This is a genomic window from Stenotrophomonas acidaminiphila (assembly GCA_002951995.1).
GTDB classification, from domain to species: domain Bacteria; phylum Pseudomonadota; class Gammaproteobacteria; order Xanthomonadales; family Xanthomonadaceae; genus Stenotrophomonas; species Stenotrophomonas acidaminiphila_A.
Genome location: CP019797.1, coordinates 368,211 through 387,680, shown reverse-complemented (window position 1 = coordinate 387,680; position 19,470 = coordinate 368,211). Strand labels below are relative to the sequence as shown.

The following is a 19,470-nucleotide window of genomic DNA, read 5'->3' as shown; positions in this document are numbered from 1 at the left end:
ACTTCACAGGGGAATATTGATGAGTCAGTGGTATTACGCCGATGCGCAGCGCGAGCGGCATGGGCCGGTCGAAGCCGACGTGCTGCGCGACAAGTTCCGCAGGAACGAGCTGGACCTGGGCAGCCTGGTCTGGCGCGAAGGCATGTCGCAGTGGCAGCCGCTCTCGGCGATGGCCGAGGAGCTGCAGCTGCTGGTGCCGGCGGCCGCCGGTACCGGCATCGACCTGCGCGCGGATTACCAGGCGATCGAGGACGGCAGCGCCGTCGCCAAGGCCAGTGCGGCGGCGCAGTCGCCCTATGCCGCGCCCACCAGCGCCGCCACCGGCGAAACGGTGGTCGGCGGCGGCGAGATCGTCTACGCCGGCTTCTGGAAGCGCGTGGCGGCCTATTTCATCGACAGCCTGGTCGTGGGCATCGTCGGCGGCGTGATCGCGATGGGCATCGGCATGGTGCTGGGCATCGGCATGGCCGGCATCGGCGGCGGCAGCGACGCCATGGGCGCGGGTTTCATCGCGATCCAGCTGCTGACCAACCTGGTCTCCATCGGCCTGGCCGCCGCCTACTACGCGGTCTTCCATGCCTCGTCCGGCAAGGCCACCCTGGGCAAGATGGCGGTGGGCATCAAGGTGGTGCGCAGCAACGGCGAGCGGATCACCATCGCCCGCGGCATCGGCCGCTACTTCGCGGCCATGCTCAGCGGCCTGATTCTGTGCATCGGCTACCTGATGGCCGCCTTCACCGAGCGCAAGCAGAGCCTGCACGACATGATCTGCGACACCCTGGTGGTGGACAAATGGGCCTTCACCGACCACCCGGAGTGGCAGCAGCGCGGGCTGGGCACGGTGACCATCGTGATCCTGTCGCTGTTCGGCGTGATGGTGCTGGTGGGCATCGTCGCGCTGCTGGCGATCATCGGCATCGCCGCCTCCAACTTCAGCTGAGTCACATGCCGCCGCTTGACAACGGCGGCCTCTCCGTGATTTCTCTGGACAAGGAAAGCTGAACGCCCGGGCCCTGCCCGGGCGTTGCGCATCTCCGCATCGGCCCCGCGGCTTCACTATCGGGCGCGTTTGCGCCACCCTAGCGCCCCCCACCGGGCCCCGCCCTCCCCGCAAGAACCCACTGACATGCCCAAGCACCTGCTCATCGTCGAATCGCCCGCCAAGGCCAAGACGATCAACAAATACCTCGGCAAGGACTTCACCGTCCTGGCCTCGTATGGGCACGTGCGCGACCTGGTCCCAAAGGAAGGCGCGGTCGATCCGGACCACGGCTTCGCGATGCGCTACGACCTGATCGAGAAGAACGAGAAGCACGTCGAGGCCATCGCCAAGGCCGCCAAGGGCGCCGACGACATCTTCCTGGCGACCGACCCGGACCGCGAGGGCGAGGCCATCAGCTGGCACATCGCCGAGATCCTGAAGGAACGCGGGCTGCTGAAGGACAAGTCGATGCAGCGCGTGGTCTTCACCGAGATCACCCCGCGCGCGATCAAGGAGGCGATGGCGCAGCCGCGCGCCATCGCCGACAACCTGGTCGACGCCCAGCAGGCGCGGCGCGCGCTGGACTACCTGGTCGGCTTCAACCTCTCCCCGGTGCTGTGGCGCAAGGTGCAGCGCGGCCTGTCCGCCGGCCGCGTGCAGAGCCCGGCGCTGCGCATGATCGTCGAGCGCGAAGAGGAGATCGAGGCGTTCAAGGCCCGCGAGTACTGGTCGATCCAGGCCGACTGCGCGCATCCGACCCAGCATTTCTCGGCCAAGCTGATAAAGCTGGACGGGCAGAAGTTCGAGCAGTTCACCATCACCGACGGCGACACCGCCGAGGCCGCGCGCCTGCGCATCCAGCAGGCCGCGCAGGGCCGCCTGCACGTCACCGACGTCGCCAGCAAGGAGCGCAAGCGTCGCCCGGCGCCGCCGTTCACCACCTCCACCCTGCAGCAGGAAGCCTCGCGCAAGCTCGGCTTCACCACGCGCAAGACCATGCAGGTGGCGCAGAAGCTGTACGAAGGCGTGGCGATCGGCGAGGAAGGCACCGTCGGCCTGATCTCCTACATGCGTACCGACTCGGTGAACCTGTCGCAGGACGCGCTGGTCGAGATCCGCGACGTGATCGCCCGCGACTACGGCACCGCCTCGCTGCCGGACAAGCCCAACACCTACACCACCAAGAGCAAGAACGCCCAGGAAGCGCACGAAGCGGTGCGCCCGACCTCGGCGCTGCGCACACCGGCGCAGGTGGCCAGGTTCCTGACCGACGACGAGCGCCGGCTGTACGAGCTGATCTGGAAGCGCGCCGTGGCCTGCCAGATGATCCCGGCCACGCTCAACACGGTCAGCGTCGACCTGTCCGCCGGCAGCGAACACGTGTTCCGCGCCAGCGGCACCACCGTGGTGGTGCCCGGCTTCCTGGCCGTCTACGAGGAAGGCAAGGACAGCAGGAATGCCGAGGACGAGGACGAAGGCCGCAAGCTGCCGGCGATGAAACCCGGCGACAACGTGCCGCTGGAACGCATCGGCGCCGAACAGCATTTCACGCAGCCGCCGCCGCGCTTCACCGAAGCGGCGCTGGTCAAGGCGCTGGAGGAATACGGCATCGGCCGCCCCTCGACCTACGCCTCGATCATCCAGACCCTGCTGTTCCGCAAGTACACCGAGATGGAAGGCCGCAGCTTCAAGCCCACCGACGTCGGCCGCGCGGTCAGCAAGTTCCTGTCCAGCCACTTCACCCGCTACGTCGACTACGACTTCACCGCCCGGCTCGAGGACGAGCTGGACGCGGTGTCGCGCGGCGAGGAGGAATGGGTGCCGCTGATGGAGCGCTTCTGGGGCCCGTTCAAGGAGCTGGTCAGCGACAAGAGTGAATCGCTGGACCGCACCGACGCGGGCAGCGCGCGCGTGCTCGGCACCGACCCGGGCAGCGGCAAGGAAGTGAGCGCGCGCATCGGCCGCTTCGGGCCGATGGTGCAAATCGGCACCGTGGATGACGAGGAGAAGCCGAAGTTCGCCTCGCTGCAGCCCGGCCAGAGCATCTACTCCATCTCGCTGGAGGACGCGCTGAAGCTGTTCGACATGCCGCGCAGGCTCGGCGCCGACGCCAATGGCGAGGAAGTGAGCGTGGGCATCGGCCGCTTCGGCCCGTTCGCCAAGCGCGGCAGCACCTATGCCTCGCTGAAGAAGGAGGACGATCCGTACAAGATCGACCTGGCGCGCGCGCTGTTCCTGATCGAGGAAAAGGAAGAGATCGCCCGCAACCGCATCATCAAGGAGTTCGAGGGTTCGGACATCCAGGTGCTCAACGGCCGTTTCGGGCCCTACATCAGCGACGGCACCCTCAATGGCAAGATCCCCAAGGACCGCGAGCCGGCCTCGCTGACCCTGGCCGAGGTCCAGCAGCTGATGGCCGAGACCGGCAAGCCGGCGCGCAAGGGCTTCGGCGCAAAGAAGGCCGCGGCCAAGAAGGCCGCCGTCAAGAAGACCACGGTGAAGAAGGACGCCGCGCCGAAGACGCCGGCCGCCAAGAAGGCACCGGCCAGGAAGGCGGCGGCCAAGAAGGCCACGGCCACCAAGAGCACGGCGAAGAAGGCCGTCAAGAAAGCCGTGGTGAAGGCCGCGGGCAAACCGGCGGCCGACGACGCGCCGCCGTTCTGAGCGCCGTCTCGCCCTGCCGCCCCGGCAGGGGGATAATCGCGTACCTGTACCAGGCCGCCCACGGGCGGTCTGGTGCGTCTGGCCTCCCTGCGTTCCCGCGGCCACCGCCGCGGTAGCCAACGGTACCCCGATGATTGAATTCGATCTGCAGAACGTGGTCCCGGCGCTGCGCGCCGGAAGCGTCATCGCCTATCCGACCGAAGCGGTCTGGGGCCTGGGCTGCGACCCGGCCAACGAAACGGCGGTGATGAAACTGCTGGCGCTCAAGCAGCGGCCGGTCCAGAAGGGCATGATCCTGGTCGCCGCCGACGTGACGCAGCTGCAAGGCTGGGTGCGGCTGGACGCGCTGGTCGAGGACCGCCGCCAGGCGGTGCTGGACAGCTGGCCCGGGGCCCATACCTGGATCGTGCCGGCCGGGCCGCTCGCCCCACGCTGGATCACCGGCGAACACACCGGCATCGCGGTGCGGGTCAGCGCGCATCCGCAGGTACGCGCCCTGTGCCAGGCCTGGGGCGGCCCGCTGGTCTCGACCAGCGCCAACCTCGCCGGGCAGCCGCCGGCACGCGCCCGCGACCAGCTCGACCCGGCCCTGCTGGCGCAGCTCGACGGGCTGCTTGATGGCGCCACCGGCGGGCTGGCGCAGCCTACCCGCATCCGCGTCGCCGCCACCGGCCAGGTGCTGCGCGAGTAAGCCACCCGGCGCGGGGTCCCGGGGGCGGCAGGTGCCCACCACCACGGCCGGAAACCCCGCCTACCCGCGGTCCGCCAGATGCGGCACCATGGCCGCATGCGCGTCCGCCTGCTCCTGCCCGGGTTCCTGGGCCTGCTGCCCGCCATGGCGATGGCCGCCGAGCCACCGCCGGCCGACAGCGTGCGCATTTACCGCTGCGTGGCTGCCAATGGCGCGGTCACGCTGCAGGACGCCCCGTGTGCCGGTACGCATCGGCAGCAGGTGCTGGACATGCAGCGCCCCCAGGATCCACCGCCGCGGCCGGCGCTGGCGCCCGCCACTGCGCCCGCGCCACCGCCACCGGAGCGCGAAGTGCGCATCGTCACCGTGCAGCCGCCGCAGCCCCTGTACGAGTGCATCGCGCCGGATGGCGGGCGCTACACCAGCGAAGACGGTCTCGGCACGCCGCGCTGGGTGCCGCTGTGGGTCGGCGGCTACCACCCGCCCGGGCGCATCGACACCGCGCCACCGGCTTCCGGTGGCGGCATGGTCGCGGGCGGACGGCCCGGCCACGGCCACCCCCACCCCGGCGGCGCCGTCATCGCCAGCGGCACCTGGGTCCGCGATGTCTGTCACCCGCTGCCACAACAGGAAGTGTGCGCGCGCCTGCGCGACCGTCGCTGGGAACTGGTGCGCCGCTACAACAGCGCGCTGCAGAGCGAACGCCAGGCCCTCACCCGCGAACAGCGCGGCATCGAGGCACGGCTGGACCGCGATTGTGGCGGCCATTGACGCCGCCGGCGCGGCTCAGAACCCGTAGCGCAGGAAGCCGCCGTCGACCGCGATGCACTCGCCGGTGACATAGCTCGACGCCGGCAGGCACAGGAAGCCGACCGCCGCGGCCACTTCCTCCGGCTCGCCGATGCGGCGCATCGGCGTGCGCGCGATCACTTCGTCGTAGTAATCGGCGTCGGACAGCGGCCCGGAGGTGCGCCGGGTGCGGATATACCACGGCGCCACCGAGTTCACCCGGATGCCGTCCTCGGCCCATTCGCAGGCGAGGTTGCGGGTCATCTGCTGCAGCGCCGCCTTGGTCATGCCGTAGACCACGCCACTGCGCACGTGGGTGATGCCGGACACGCTGCCGACGTTGACGATGGCCGACGCGGCGTGGCGGGTGAGCAGCGGGTAGGCATAGCGCGACAGCTCGAACGCCGAGAACAGGTTGGTCTCGAAAATCCCGCGCCACTCGTCCTCGCTGTAGTCGTTGGCCGGCTTGGTGATGTTGCCGCCGGCGTTGTTGACCAGCAGGTTCAGCCCGCCATGGTCTTCGACCCAGTCGAGGATCGCCTGGCGGTCCTCGTCGTCGGCGACGTCGGCCGACAGGCCGTGGATGGCGCGGCCGGGGAATTCGTCGGCCAGGTCGTCGCGCGCCTGCGCCAGCGCGTCGGCATCGCGCGCCACCAGCAACAGGTCGGCGCCGAAACCGAGCAGTTCGCGCGCGATGGCCAGGCCGATGCCGGCGCTGGCGCCGGTGATCAGTGCGGTCTGTCCGTCCAGCCGCCAGCGGTTCGTGTTCATGGGTGAAGGATACCGCCGTGCCGGCCGCGGGTCAGGTTGCGGCCGTGGCGGTGTGTCACGATGGACGCCTGCCCGCACAGGAGCACGCCGATGGACATCCGTCATTGCCTGCTGCCGATGGCCCTGGCCCTGCTGGCCGGTTGCGGCAGGCCGCAGCCGCCGGAGACCGAGCGCCGGCCCGATCCCCAGGCCGCGGCGCCGCACCGCGCTGGCCTGCCCGCGCGGACGCCGGCCGGCGGCACCGTTGCCGATACGGTCGCGGCCGCCGGGGCACGGATGCATGCACGGCCGGTCGGCCGCGCGCCGTAGCCACGCGCGCACCACACGGCTGAAACGACAACGCCGCCCGGGGGCGGCGTTGCCAGGTCATGCGGTGGCGGCGCTTACAGACCGCAGAAGCAGTAGGCCAGCGCCTTGACCGGCGCGCCGTTGCGGTCCTTCACCGCATCTTCGACGAAGCGCAGCTGCGCGTCCATTTCCGGCAGGGTGCGCGCCAGCATCAACCGCGCCAGGCTGGAATCGGACAGCATCCAGGCGCCGGCGCGGCTGCCGGCGAAGCCGGTCATGAACTGCGCGAACGGCGTGGCCGCCTTCTCGATGTAGTTCACCCGGTACTTGTCCGGCTCGCCGAGCTTGGCGCGCCCGGCGGCATCGGCGATCGCGGCCTTGAGGCCACCGAACGCGTCCACCAGCCCGCGTTCCTTGGCCTGCGCACCACTCCACACGCGGCCACGCGCGACCTCGTCGATGGCATCCACGTCGCGGTCGCGCGCCTGCGCCACCTTGCCGGTGAAGTCGGCGTAGCCCTTGTCGATGACCGACTGCACCACGCGGCCCACCGCCGGATCCATCGGCCGGGTGACGTCGAACGCGCCGGCGAAACGGGTGGTACCCACGCCATCGGTATGCACGCCGATCTTGTCCAGGCTGCGCGCGAAGTTGGGAATCATGCCGAAGATGCCGATCGAACCGGTGATGGTCGATTCGTCGGCGTAGATGCGGTCGGCGTTCATGCTGATCCAGTAGCCACCGGACGCGGCCAGGTCGCCCATCGACACCACCACCGGCTTGCCGGCGGCCTTGAGCGCCTCGACCTCGCGGCGGATCTGCTCGGAGGCGAAGACTTCGCCGCCCGGGGAATCCACGCGCAGCACCACCGCCTTGACGTCGTCGTCGTCGCGCGCGGCGCGCAGCAGCGCCGAGGTGGAGACGCCGCCAACGCGGCCGGCCGGCAGGTCGCCGCCGGCGATCTCGCCCTCGGCCACCACCACCGCCACCTGCGGACGGTGATCGATCGGCGAGCGGCGCGCATCGACCTGGGTCAGGTAGTCGCCCAGCGCGATCTGGCGGAAGCCGCCCTCGGCGTCGCTGTCGGCCACGCCACGCTGGGTGAGCAGCGTTTCCACTTCCTCGCGGGTCTTGAGCCCGTCCACCAGCTTCTGCTGCAGGGCGAAGCGCGCCAGGTCGCCACCGGCCGCGGCGATGCCCTCGGGCAGGGTGTCGATGCCGGCGGCCAGCTGCGCGGCGTCGAGCTTGCGCGCCTTGGCGATGTCGCCCAGGTAGCGCTGCCACACGTCGTTCATCCAGAACAGGTCGGCTTCCTTGGCCTGCGGCGAAGCGGCATCGAGCACGTAGGGCTCGGCGGCCGACTTGTACTCACCCACCTTGAACAGGTGCACGTCCACGCCCAGCTTGTCCTGCAGGCCGCTGCGGAAGTACTGGCGGTAGCGGCCCAGCCCCTCGAGCAGCAGGCTGCCCATCGGGTCCAGGTAGACCTCGTCGGCCTGCGCGGCCAACAGGTACTGCGACTGGTTCATGTTCTCGCTGAAGGCCACCAGCTGCTTGCCGGAGGCGCGCAGTTCCTGCAGCGCGGCGGCCACTTCGCGCATCGAGGCGAAGCCGGAGGGCTGCAGCTTGTCCAGCTCCAGCACCACGCGTTCGATCTTCTTGTCGTCGCGCGCGGCCTCGATGGCGCGGATCAGATCGCGCAGCTGGATCTCCTCGGCGTTGTTGTCGCCCGCCGCCTTGGCCAGCGCGCGGCTCACCGGATCGGTGCTGTACTGCTCGACCAGCCGGCCTTCCGGGGCGATCACCAGGGTGGTGCGGTCCTGCAGGATCTTGGCCGACGATGCGCCCTTGCCCATCGCCACCATCATCACGATCAGCACCAGGAACAGCAGGCCGAAGAACACGAGGTTGAGGATCAGCCGCCGGGTGAAGTTCATCACGTCCCACAGCCCGACGAAAAAGCGGGCGATGGGGTTGCGGCGAGGCAGCGGTGGGGATTCATGGACGCTCCGGAAGGGGCTTGTTGCAAAGCAGGATACCCATAACCGGCGGACCCGGCATGGGCTTCAAGTCAGGGGGCCGGCTGGAGGAACAGGCGCTGGCTGCTGATCCGCAGGCGCCAGCCCATCAGCACCGCGGCGGCGGTCAGGCCCATGATCAGGCCGATCCACATGCCCTGCGGTCCCCAGCCCAGGCCCAGGCCGAGGCCGGCGCCGAGCGGCATGCCCAGGCCCCAGTACGCAAACATGGCGATGAACATCGGCACGCGCGTGTCCTTGAGCCCGCGCAGCGCGCCGGCCGACAGCACCTGGATGCCATCGGGGAACTGGAAGGCCGCCGCGTACAGCAGCAGGGTGGAGGCCAGCGCGGCCACCGCCAGGTCGTCGGTGTACAGGCGTACCACCGCGTCGTGGCCCAGCAGCAGCACGGTGATCGACAGCAGCTGCGTGACCAGCACGATCGCGTAGCCGGCCCAGGTGGCGCGGCGCACGCCCAGCGGATCGTTGCTGCCCACCGCATGGCCGACGCGCACGGTGGTGGCCTCGGCCACGCCCATCGGGATCATGAAACACAGCTGGGCGACGTTGATGGCGATCTGGTGGGCGCTGGCCTCGACCGCGCCGATACGACCGATCAGCAGCGCGGTGATGATGAACAGGCCGCCTTCCATGAGCACGGTGATGCCGATCGGCAGGCCGGTACGCAGCAGGTCCCAGATCGCGCGCCAGCGCGGCGGCTCGAAATGGCCGAACAGCCGCAGGTGGGCGAAACGCCGGGTCTTCCACAGGTAGCCGGCGAAACACAGCGCCTGCAGCCACATCGTCACCGACGAGGCGATACCCAGGCCTTCGGCACCCATTTCGGGAAAGCCGAAGCGGCCATTGCACAGCGCATAGCCCAGCGGCCCCAGCACCAGCAGCCCGCCGAACCCGAGCAGCATGGTCGGCAGCGTCCAGTGCATGCCCTCGCTCAGGTAACGCATGCAGAAATAGAGCGTCAGCGCCGGCACGCCCCAGCGGATCGCGTGCAGGAAGCCGGTGGCGCCGGGAACGATCTCCGGGGCGATGCCGAACGCGGGCAGGAACGCCGGCACCACGCTGAGGAAAGCGAACATCAGCGCGCTCAGGCCCACGCCCAGCCACAGCGCCTGGCGGAACAGCGGGCCGATGTCGCGCTCGCGGCCAGCGCCGTGCAGCTGCGACACCGAGGCGGTCAGCGAGATCAGGGTGCCGATCGGCACCAGCATCGGCAGCCACAGCAATGCGGTGCCGATGCTGACCGCGGCGAAGGTATCGGTACCGTGGTGGCCGGCGATGGTGTTGTCGACGAAGGCGATCAGGCCGGTCGAAACATGGCCCAGGACCAGCGGCAGGGCGAGCAACCCGGTGGCGCGCACTTCCTGGCGGAAGCGCGGCGTGGCGGTGGTGGACATGCGGGAAATGGCGCGGACTGCGGCCGGCGCGGGACGCGCTGTTGCCGGGTCGCGGAGGGGACGCATTGTAATGGCTATGGATGAAGCCGGGTGAAAGGCGCGACCTTGGCGACACTTTCGCCCTGGCCGGCGTGCGCGTCTCAGCGCGATTCGGTGCGCTGCCGCAGCCAGTCGCCGCGCTGCGCCGCCGGCAGCGCCAGCAGGCGCTCGCGCAGCGCATCGCGCTCCTGCGGCGGCGTGCGCAGCGCCAGCACACCCAGCTGCGCCAGCTGCGTGGCGTCAAGCTGGCGCAGCAGCGCCAGCATCGGTTCGCGCTGGTGTCCGGGCAGGTAGCCCAGCAACGGCTGCAGCTTCGGGTAGTGCGCGCCCAGCTGCGGGCCCAGCCGCCAGCCATCGCGGTGCAGGCGGTCCAGGCCGAGGAAGCGGTTGCGCACGGCCGCGCGCTCGGACGCGGGCAATGCCGCCACCTCGGCCGCGGCCCGGCGCACCCGCTGGCGCTCGGATTCGGGCAGCGCGCGCCACGCCGCATATCGTGCGCGCAGCTCGCGCTGCTGGGCCGGGGCCAGTGCCTGCCAGCCCACCGCCGGATCGGGCGCGGGCGTGGTACTGCCCGCCGGCAGGACAGGCACCACCGGCGCCGCCAACGACGACGCGGCCGGCAACAGCGCCAGCACTACCACTAGCAGCCCCTCAATCCTCGGCATCGACCGTCTCCAGTGCACCGCCGGCAGGTTCGGCGCGGCCGGGCTGCGCCTGCGATTCGTCCACCGGCAGCGGGCCGCCGGCGGCGTACCAGGCATGGAAGTCGGCGTCCCGCGCCAGCGCCAGCTCCGGATCGGCGAGCATCGCGGCATCGTCGGCGGCATGGCTGTCGGCGGCCGCCGGCCCGGCGGGGGCGCCGTCGTCCGGCAGCGCTTCCACCTGCACCGGACCGTTGTCCGCCACCGCGCCCTCGGCGGCCGGCGCCGCCGCACCCGGCAACGCCGGGCCATGGCGGGTCCACCCCCAGGCCAGGACCAGCGCCAGCAGCAGCAACGGCAGGCACAGCAACAGCCAGGTCCGCCGGCTCCAGCGCGCCCGGGTACGGCGCGGCGCGCGCACCCTGCGTCCATCGGCCTCGACCCGGGGCGCGGGTGCCGGCCGCGGCGCCGGCGCGGCGGCGGCCGCCGTCATCCCGCGCAGTTGTTCCAGCTGTTGTACCTGCCCGGCCGGCAGCTCGCGGACCCGTGCCTGCACCTGCTCGGCCAGCCCGCGCCAGGCCAGCGCATCCGGATGGCCCTGCGCATCCAGGGGGCAGGCAGCGGCCAGCGCGCGCCGGTATGCCTCGGGCGTGAGCCCCAGCACGGCGGCCGCGGCGTCTTCGTCCAGGCCACCACCCACACGCAGCAAGAGTGCCAGCCGCGGGTCGGGCGCCAGCCGCTGCAGGTGCAGCAGCGCGGGCGGCCAGCGCCCGCCCTGGGACGGTGCCCGCAGTTGCGGGCTGCCGCACAGCAACGCCCAGAAGCGCGCCGGCCAGTCGGCCATGGGCAGGTCCGCGGCGGGGCCGGCAAAGCCACGCATGGCGGCCGCCACGGCCTGGGCGGCGGCGGCCTCGTCGCCGCCCTGCAGGCTGGCGACGACCAGCGCGCGGCGTTCGACACCTTTCAGGAAAGCGGACAGGGCGCTGGCTGCGGCCGGTGCGGGGGAGGCGGGTGCAGCCATCAGGTGGACTCCTTCATCGGCGGGAATGATACCCAGCCGATCCCGCCCTGCAGATGCCGCCGGCGGCGGCCTCCACGCGCTCTTCACGCCGTTGCGGGCGGCCCATGCCGCAACTTGTGCACAGCGTCAATAGTCCGGCCCCGGATGCCCGCGATTGCGCCAGCGCGCCCACATTTCGCTTTTGTTTCACGGCCAAGTTGTTGATTTTAAATATATTGATGGCGTGGCTATTTTTTGACCAAGTTGACTGAAAGGCTTCAACCACCGCCTTGGACGCGTGGAGCACAACGCTGATGCACAGAGTTATCCACAAGTTGTGTGGATAAGCCCAAATCTCCAATCGGGGCCTGCGTTTACGCGGTGTTTATGCTTCTGGCGCTGCACAAGCGCACGCAAGTAGCGCGCCCGCCGGCGCAGGCGCAGGCGCGGGCGGCCCGCGGGCAGCGGGCGCGGGGGTGTGCCGGGCACCGGCCACCGCCCTACACTGCCGCCCATGCCCACCTGCCCCACCCTGCGCATCGCGCTGCCGGTTCCGTTGCCGCAGACCTTCGATTACCTGCCCCCGCCCGGCAGTCCGGCGCCGGACGCCGGCGATGCCGGGCGCCGGATCAAGGTGCCGTTCGGCAACCGCGAGCTGGTCGGCATGGTCGAGGGCATCGGCACGGTGCAGGACCCGGCGACCCTGCGCGAGGCGCTGCAATGGCTGGATGGCCCGCCGCTGCTCGGCGGTGAACTGTATGCCTCGCTGCGCTGGCTGGCGCGCTATGCACATGCGCCGCTCGGCGAGGTGGTCGCCACCGCGCTGCCGGCGCCCCTGCGGCGCGGCGAACCGCTGCCCGATACCCAGGACTGGGGCTGGGAACTGACCGCGGCCGGTCGCGAGGGCCTGTCGCGGCTGCGCGCGGGCAGCCGGCCGCGACGCCTGGCCGAGCTGCTCGGCGACGGTCCCCTGGCCGAGGATGCGCTGGCCGCGCGCATGGACGGCTGGCGCGAGGCCGGGCGCGCCCTGCTCAAGCGCGGCTTCGCGCAGCGCGTGGCGCTGGCGGCGGCACCGGCGGTTGCGCAGCCGCTGCCGGGGCTGGACCCCAACCCGCAGCAGCACACGGCGATCGCGGCGATCACCGCGGCCGACGGCTTCCAGCCCTTCCTGCTGGACGGGGTCACCGGCAGCGGCAAGACCGAGGTCTACCTGCAGGCCATCGCCCGCTGCCTGGCGCAGGGCCGGCAGGCGCTGGTGCTGGTACCGGAGATCGGCCTGACCCCGCAGATGCTGGCGCGCTTCCGCGGCCGCCTGGGCATCGCCGTGCACGCGCTGCATTCGGGACTGAACGACAACGAGCGCGCACGGGTGTGGGCGGCGGCCGCGCGCGGCCAGGCGCGGGTGATCGTCGGCACCCGCTCGGCGGTGTTCACGCCGCTGCCGCAGGCCGGGCTGCTGATCGTCGACGAGGAACACGACGGCAGCTACAAGCAGCAGGACGGCATCCGCTACCACGCCCGCGACTTCGCCCTGGTGCGCGGCAAGGCGCTGGACGTGCCGGTGGTGCTGGGCAGCGCCACGCCGTCGCTGGAATCGCTGCACAACGCGCGTGCCGGCCGCTACACCCACCTGCGCCTGCAGCAGCGCGCCGGCGACGCGCGACCGCCGGCGGTGCGGGTGTTCGACGTGCGCAAGCGGCCACTGCAGGACGGCCTCTCGCCGGAAGTGCTGGCCGGCATCGACCAGCACCTGCGTGCCGGCAACCAGGTACTGGTGTTCAAGAACCGGCGGGGTTACGCGCCGGTGCTGTTGTGCCACGACTGCGGCTGGACCGCGCCGTGCAGCCGCTGCAGCACGCCGTTGCACACCACCCCGATGACCGTGCATGGCGCCGGGCGCCGCCTGCAGTGCCACCATTGCGGCGCGCGCGCGCCGGTGCCGCTGGCCTGCCCGGACTGCGCCAGCCTGGCGCTGCAGCCGCAGGGCATCGGCACCGAGCGGCTGGAGGAGCGGCTGCTGCAGCTGTTCCCGGATTTCCCGGTGCTGCGCATCGACCGCGGCACCACCGCCCGCCGCGACGCGCTGGAACAGACCCTGGCCACCCTCGGCGCGCAACCCGGCATCCTGGTCGGCACCCAGATCCTGGCCAAGGGCCACGACCTGCCGCGGCTGACCCTGGTGGTGGTGGTGGGGATCGACGAAGGCCTGTTCTCGGCCGACTTCCGCGCCAGCGAGAAGCTGGCCCAGCAGTTGATCCAGGTCGCCGGCCGCGCCGGCCGCGCCGACCGCCCCGGCGAGGTCTGGCTGCAGACCCACCACCCGGACAACGCGTTGCTGCACACGCTGGTCAACGGCGGCTACCACGCCTTCGCCGATGCCGAACTGGCGCAGCGCGAAGCCGCCGGCTTCCCGCCGTTCGCGCATCTGGCGCTGATCCGCGCCGAGGCCAGGCAGGTGGAGCATGCCAATGCGTTCCTGGCCACGGTGAAACAGGCCGTTCCCGACGCCAGCCCGGTCGAATGCTACGGCCCGATGCCGGCGCCGATGCCGCGCCGCGCCGGTTTCCAGCGTACCCAGCTGCTGCTGTCGGCCACGCAGCGGCGTGCGCTGCACGGCCTGCTCGACACGCTGATGCCGCAGGTCTACCCGCTGCCGCAGGCACGGCGCGTGCGCTGGTCGCTGGACGTGGACCCGATGGACCTGTATTGACGGCGGCGCCCGGCCGCGCGCCGGGCATGCGATACCGGGTCAGCGCGCCGCGGCGGCCGGCACCGTGCGATAGAACCCGGCGATCCCGGCGATGAAATCCTGCGGGTCGGCACCGACCAGGTTGGTCAGCACGACCACCGCCAGGCCCTCGTCGGGATAGATGCGGAAGGCCGCGCGGGCGCCGCCCATGCTGGTCACTTCGCGATGCGGGGCGGCGCCGGCCACCGGCCAGCCGGCGGCCCAGTCGCCCAGGCCGCCATTGTTCAACCGCTCCGGCGCCCACATGCGCTCGCGCACACCCGCATCGAGCAGCCGCCCCTGCATCAGCCCCACCAGCCACTGCGCCAGTTCGTTGGCGGTGGTCTGGATCCCGCCGCCCGCCCACAGCCCGTGCGGCACGTCGTAGAACCAGTGCGACAGCCGCGCGGGCATGCCCGGCGCATCGCTCCGGCGCGGCAGGAAGCTGTACACGGTGGCCGCACCGGCGACCAGGTCGTAGCTGTCGCCGAAGCGCGAACGGCGCATCCGCAGCGGCGCGAACTGGTGTTCAGCGACGAACGCCGCGTACGGCATCGCGCCCTGCGCTTCGACGATCCGCGCCAGCAGCCCGTAGTTGGTCTGGTTGTAGGCGAAGCGCTCGCCCGGCGCGGCCTGCAGCGGCATCGCCGCCACCGCCTGCCACGCGTCCGGCTCCGCGCCGGTGCCGACCAGCCCCTGCGCGTCGACGATGTCCGGCAACCCGGAGGTATGCGCGAGCAGCTGGCGCACGCGGATCCCACGCCACGCCGGCGGCAGGTCCGCCAGGTAGGTCGAGATCGGCGCCTCCAGGTCGACGCGCCCGGCCTGCTCCAGCTGCATCACCGCCACGCCGGTGAAGGCCTTGGTCGCGGAGTTGATCGGGAACAGGGTCGTGGGTTCGACCGGCACGCGGTTCTCAACATTGGCCAGGCCGTGGCTTTCGGAGAACACCACGCGACCATCGCGGACCACCGCGACCTGCAGGCCCGGGATGCCCCGCGCCTTCATGGTCGCGCGGACGAAGTCGCGGGCGGCGGCATTGGCATCGGCCAGGGAAGCGGCGGTGGCCGGCGCGCCGGCCAGCAGGGCAAGTAGCGCCAGCAGCAACAGCCGGCAGAGCGTGGTCGACATCCAATGTCTCCAGGGTCGGGGATGGCCAATGCGCACCGACAGGTGCGCGATTGGAGGTTGGATGGCGGACAGGTGCAGAAAGGTTTAAAGCGACGCAACCGCAGCCGCCCTCTCCCCGCGGGGAGAGGGGGCCGGCGTGCGCTCACCAGGTGCGGCGCAGCGGATGCGCTTCGGTGTTGAACACCACGCCGTCGAAGTCCAGGGTCTCGGCGGGGGCGAACAGCAGGTAGTAGTACTTGAAGGTCTCGGCGAACAGGAAGCTCTCCATCGAGTCGTCCTTCTCCTTGCTGCGCACATCCTTCAGCGCCGAGAAGCCGTGTTCGGTGCGGGTGTATTTCACGAAGTCCTCGAAGAACTCCTTGCCCATGCCGCGGTAGCGCGCGTCGCCGGTGTAATGGTGCAGGTAGTAGGCCGACTCGACGATTTCCGGACGCAGCGCGTAACCCGGCGAGCGCACCTGCATCGCCGCGTAGTCCAGCGATTCCGGCTCGATGCCATGCAGCCGCCACATCTTCAGGTTGGACTCCTGCAGGCGCCTGGCGCGTTCCAGGTCGCCCCCAGCGCCAGCAGCCCCGGCATGAACGCATCCAGCGCGCCATAGGTGGTGGACGTACGCGCGCCGCTGTCCATGTCGGCGTGGCCGTACCACAGCTCGCCGTCGCGCACCTCGTCGGCCAGGTACCGGTTGAGCGGGCCGATGCTGTCCTCCCACATGCGCTTGCAGTCCTCATCGCCGAACAGCTTCCAGCACTTGAGCAGGTACTCGTAGTAGGAGTCGATGCCGCCGGCGATCGAGGCGTCCTTGTTGGTCCACTCACCGGTCTCGACATTGATGTTCAGCCCGACCAGGCCGATCTTCGAGCGGCGCTTGTAGGTTTCCACCAGCGCGCGCTTGGCCTTGTCGTAGTACGCCTGCTTGCCGGTGAGCCTGGCCAGGGTGCCGAACTCCAGCAGCAGGGTGCCGGTTTCGGCCGGGTTGCTGATCGTGCCGCGGGTCTTGCCGGTGCGCAGGTTGACGTGGGTGTACGGCAGGCCGGTGGGGCTGTCGAACACCGGCGACAGCCGCGTGCCGAGGTCGTCGGCGAGCTTGAGCAGGCGCGCGTCGTTGGTCATCTGGTAGGCCGACAGCAGGCCACCGAGCAGGCGGATGGTGACCTCGAAGTTCTGCACTTCGATGTCCTGGTCGAACGACAGCTGGCCGACGATCAGTTCGCGCGCCTCGTTGGCCTCCTTGTCCAGGCCCAGCAGCAGCAGCGTGTCCAGCGCGTCGACCGGCGACATCAGCAGCGGCGCCGGGTACCAGTCGCGCGGCTGCGCGCTGATCGGCTTCAGGTCGTCGTGGCCCCTGGCGTACTGCATGTAGCCCTGCCAGGCATGGCGGGTGGCCTCGCGCACCTGCTCGGCCATGCGTGCGGCCTCGGCGGCGTCGACCGCCGGCACGTCGGCGGTGGCGGCCGGGGTGGCGGTGGTCGCCGCATCGGCCGGCGCGGCGGCGGGCGGCGACGGGCTGCAGGCGGACAGCGCCAGCAGCAGGGCGGCGGCCAGGGGGGCGTTGCGCAGGGCTCGGTTCATCATCGGGTCCTCGGGGTGGAAGCGGGGTCGTGCGGGGAAGTGGAAGCGGCGTGCAGGGTGTCGCCCAGGGTGCGCACGCGCAGCGCGGCGCGCAGTGCGTCGAGACGGGCGTCGGCGTCCACGCGCAGCTCGCGGGTTTCGCCCGGCAGCAGGTCGAAGGCGTTGTCGTCCACGCGGGCGCCGGTGTCGCCGAAATCGACCCACACCGCGCGCACCAGGCCATCGGCGTGCAGTCGCAGGCGATAGTCGCCGCCGTCGGCAACCAGCTCGGCGCGCAGCTGGCCGGCGGCCAGCGCCTGTTCCCTGGCCGGCACGAAATGCACCAGCCGCCGCGCGACCACCTCGCCGTCGCGCAGCAGCTCGAACGCCGCCACGCTGCGTGCCGGGTCGTGGCCCTTGAGCAGGTCGGCATCGACCAGATCGGCCACCGCGGTCGCGGCCATCGGCGCCAGGGTGATGGTTTCCTGCTGGCGCGCGAACTCGCCACCGGCCACGTCCATGACCCGCACGCGCCACTGCGCGGTGAGCGGCTGGCGGCCATCGTTGAGCAGGCGGAAGCGGGTGACGCCGTCCTCGTCGCGCAGCGCCGCCACGGCCACCTCGGCGAAGAAGCGGCGCGCGTGGTAATGCAGCGCCTTCCAGTGGCCGAAGTAATCCAGGCTCGACCATGACGCGCCCGGCCACACGTCGTTGAGCTGCCAGTACAGCGAGCCCATCGTGTACGGCCGCGAGGCGCGGTGGTGCAGCGCCGCCAGTTCAATGCCCTCGGCCTGCATCACCTGGCTGAGGTAGATGAAATCGGCGAACGAGGCCGGCGTGCCGTACTCGCGCTCGATGTAGTGCAGCAGGCGTTCGTTGCCCTGGCCGGCCATGAACTTCTGGTGGGCAAGGATCACCGGCCCGTCGATGCGCTGCTCGTCGGGCGTGGCAAATGCGTCCACCGTGGACAGCTGCGGCCACGCCTGCAGGCCGTACTCGGACATGAAGCGCGGCGTCTCGCGCAGGTAGGCGGTCGTCGGCAGCGCCGGGCCGCCCCACACATCCCAGTAGTGCTTGTCGCCGCGCCGGGAGTCGTTGGCCTTGGCGTCCAGGTCGTTGCCCGGGGAGCTGGACCAGTAGGGCACGCCCAGCGCCTCCTCGGCCACCACCTGGCGCAGGTCGTTGCCGAACAGGTCCACGTAGCCCTGCCACACCTTGGCCGCGAACCCGGGGTCGGCGGCGGCCAGCGCCTTGCCGTGCCCCCAGTCCTTCCACGCGGTTTCCTCTTCGTTGTTGCCGCACCACAGCACGATGCTCGGGTGGTGGCGCAGGCGGCGGATGTTGTCGCGCGCCTCGGCCACCACGTTGGTGCGGAACCCCGGGTCGTAGCCGGGCTGCATGCCGCCACCGAACATGAAGTCCTGCCACACCAGCAGCCCCAGTTCGTCGGTGATGTCGAAGAAGTCGTCGCTCTCGTAGTAGCCGCCACCCCAGTTGCGCAGCATGTTCATGTTGGCGTCGCGCGCGGCCTGCAGGTCGCGGCGCAGACGCTCGCGGGTGACCCGCGCCGGGAACGATTCGAACGGAATGACGTTGGCGCCCTTGGCGAACACCGGCACACCGTTGATGACGAAGGCGAAGCCCTGGCCGCCATCGGCGTCCGCCTCGCGGCGCAGTTCCACCGTGCGCAGGCCGGTGCGCCGCAGCGCTTCGCGCGCCGGATCGCCACCGCCATCGATGCGCGCCTGCACGGTGTAGCGGTCCTGTGCGCCATAGCCCACCGGCCACCAGCGCCGCGGCTGCGCGATCTCCAGCGGCAGTTGCACCGTGTTCTGGCCGGGATGCAGGGTGACTTCGCGTTCGAGGCTGGCGACGCGGCGCCCGTCGGGGTCGAGCACATCCACTGCGACGCTGGCCTTGCCGGTCGTGGCGCCCCGCTCCACCTGCAGCAGCACACCCAGGCGCGCGCGCTGGTCATCCAGCGCGTCGGTGCGCACGGCCAGGTCGGTGATGCGGTGCTGGTCCCAGCTGTCCAGGTGCACTGGCCGCCATACGCCGGCGGTGACGTAGCGCGGGCCCCAGTCCCAGCCGAAGTGGTAGGCCGGCTTGCGCGCGAAGTTGCCGACCATGGCGTCCTTGGGCTCGTCGCCATAGGGCGAGGGATAGTTGCCGGCGATCTTGTGCGGCATCGCCTGCACCCGCGGCAGCAGGGTGCGGATCGGCGAGCGGAACACGACGCGCAGCTCGTTGTCCTGCGCGCGCAGGCGCCCGTCGACGCGCGCGCGCCAGGTGCGGTGCGCGTTGTCGGCCTTCAGCAGCGGCTGGCCGTTGAGGCTGACCTCGGCGAAGGTGTCCAGGCCGTCGAAGCGCAGTTCGGCATGGCGGCGCGCCAGCGTGGCCGCGTCGACGTCGAAACGCGCGCGGTATTCCCAGTCGGCCAGGCCGATCCACTGCAGCCCGGCCTCGGCCGCGCCCACGTAGGGATCGCCGATCACGCCGGCCGTCTGCAGGTCGTCATGCACGCTGCCCGGCACCTGCGCCGGGCGCCAGGTATCGAGCCCGGGGTGCGCCGGCAGCTGCGCATCGCCCGGCAACAGGCGGAAGCTCCACTGCGCCTGCAGCGGCGCGGCCGCGGCGATGCCGGCGAAGGCACACAGCAGGCACGGCAGCAGCACGCGCCAGATCCTTGCCAACTGGACTTGCATCGATCCAAAACCGAATGTCGCCTGGCGCATGCCTGCCTCCCGTCGTCGCCGTCGCGG

General features: G+C 71.0%; 13 protein-coding genes and 1 pseudogene. 6 read left to right on the top strand and 8 right to left on the bottom strand.

The window, feature by feature from the left end:
* Positions 1-19 precede the first annotated feature (19 nt).
* The 4 genes from B1L07_01570 to B1L07_01555 all read left to right on the top strand — a co-directional run bounded on the left by B1L07_01570 (position 20) and on the right by B1L07_01555 (position 5,108).
* Positions 20-940, top strand: a complete 921-nt coding sequence (locus B1L07_01570; protein AUZ54036.1) for a transporter — start codon at positions 20-22, stop codon at positions 938-940.
* A 186-nt stretch (positions 941-1,126) separates the two neighbouring features.
* Positions 1,127-3,646, top strand: a complete 2,520-nt coding sequence (locus tag B1L07_01565; GenBank protein ID AUZ54035.1) for a DNA topoisomerase I — start codon at positions 1,127-1,129, stop codon at positions 3,644-3,646.
* Positions 3,647-3,776: 130 nt separating this feature from the next.
* Positions 3,777-4,337: a tRNA threonylcarbamoyladenosine biosynthesis protein RimN gene (locus B1L07_01560; protein ID AUZ54034.1), complete on the top strand. Its 561-nt coding sequence runs from the start codon at positions 3,777-3,779 to the stop codon at positions 4,335-4,337.
* A 96-nt stretch (positions 4,338-4,433) separates the two neighbouring features.
* Positions 4,434-5,108: a hypothetical protein gene (locus tag B1L07_01555; GenBank protein ID AUZ56396.1), complete on the top strand. Its 675-nt coding sequence runs from the start codon at positions 4,434-4,436 to the stop codon at positions 5,106-5,108.
* Between the two features lie 15 nt (positions 5,109-5,123).
* Here the strand turns inward: B1L07_01555 and B1L07_01550 are convergent, their stop codons facing one another.
* The gene (locus tag B1L07_01550) at positions 5,124-5,897 is read right to left on the bottom strand and encodes a tropinone reductase (GenBank protein ID AUZ54033.1); all 774 of its coding nucleotides are present in this window, start codon (positions 5,895-5,897) and stop codon (positions 5,124-5,126) included.
* 90 nt (positions 5,898-5,987) lie between these two features.
* Here B1L07_01550 and B1L07_01545 point away from each other — a divergent pair, with 90 nt between their 5' ends.
* Entirely contained in the window at positions 5,988-6,206 is a 219-nt protein-coding gene (locus B1L07_01545; GenBank protein ID AUZ54032.1) for a hypothetical protein, read from the top strand.
* 74 nt (positions 6,207-6,280) lie between these two features.
* On the opposite strand, the gene B1L07_01540 is transcribed toward B1L07_01545, so the two are convergent.
* From B1L07_01540 to B1L07_01525, 4 genes are all read right to left on the bottom strand, one after another.
* Positions 6,281-8,173: a signal peptide peptidase SppA gene (locus tag B1L07_01540; GenBank protein AUZ54031.1), complete on the bottom strand. Its 1,893-nt coding sequence runs from the start codon at positions 8,171-8,173 to the stop codon at positions 6,281-6,283.
* 83 nt (positions 8,174-8,256) lie between these two features.
* Positions 8,257-9,618: an MATE family efflux transporter gene (locus B1L07_01535; protein ID AUZ54030.1), complete on the bottom strand. Its 1,362-nt coding sequence runs from the start codon at positions 9,616-9,618 to the stop codon at positions 8,257-8,259.
* A gap of 140 nt (positions 9,619-9,758) precedes the next feature.
* A complete protein-coding gene (locus B1L07_01530; GenBank protein AUZ54029.1) occupies positions 9,759-10,322 on the bottom strand; it encodes a hypothetical protein in 564 nt (187 codons plus the stop codon).
* On the bottom strand, positions 10,309-11,322 hold the full coding sequence (locus B1L07_01525; protein ID AUZ56395.1) for a hypothetical protein: 1,014 nt from the start codon (positions 11,320-11,322) through the stop codon (positions 10,309-10,311). The genes B1L07_01530 and B1L07_01525 overlap by 14 nt, the downstream gene beginning before the upstream one ends.
* 490 nt (positions 11,323-11,812) lie before the next feature.
* Between B1L07_01525 and B1L07_01520 the strand changes: the two genes are divergently transcribed.
* The gene (locus tag B1L07_01520; GenBank protein AUZ54028.1) at positions 11,813-14,008 is read left to right on the top strand and encodes a primosomal protein N'; all 2,196 of its coding nucleotides are present in this window, start codon (positions 11,813-11,815) and stop codon (positions 14,006-14,008) included.
* 39 nt (positions 14,009-14,047) lie between these two features.
* Here B1L07_01520 and B1L07_01515 read toward each other — a convergent pair whose 3' ends face one another.
* From B1L07_01515 to B1L07_01505, 3 genes and pseudogenes are all read right to left on the bottom strand, one after another.
* Positions 14,048-15,157, bottom strand: a complete 1,110-nt coding sequence (locus B1L07_01515) for a serine hydrolase (GenBank protein ID AUZ54027.1) — start codon at positions 15,155-15,157, stop codon at positions 14,048-14,050.
* Positions 15,158-15,299: 142 nt separating this feature from the next.
* Positions 15,300-16,732, bottom strand: a pseudogene (locus B1L07_01510) (glycoside hydrolase family 47).
* Positions 16,729-19,413, bottom strand: a complete 2,685-nt coding sequence (locus tag B1L07_01505; GenBank protein AUZ54026.1) for a beta-mannosidase — start codon at positions 19,411-19,413, stop codon at positions 16,729-16,731. Before B1L07_01505 ends, B1L07_01510 begins: the two are co-directional and overlap by 4 nt.
* Positions 19,414-19,470: the final 57 nt, after the last annotated feature.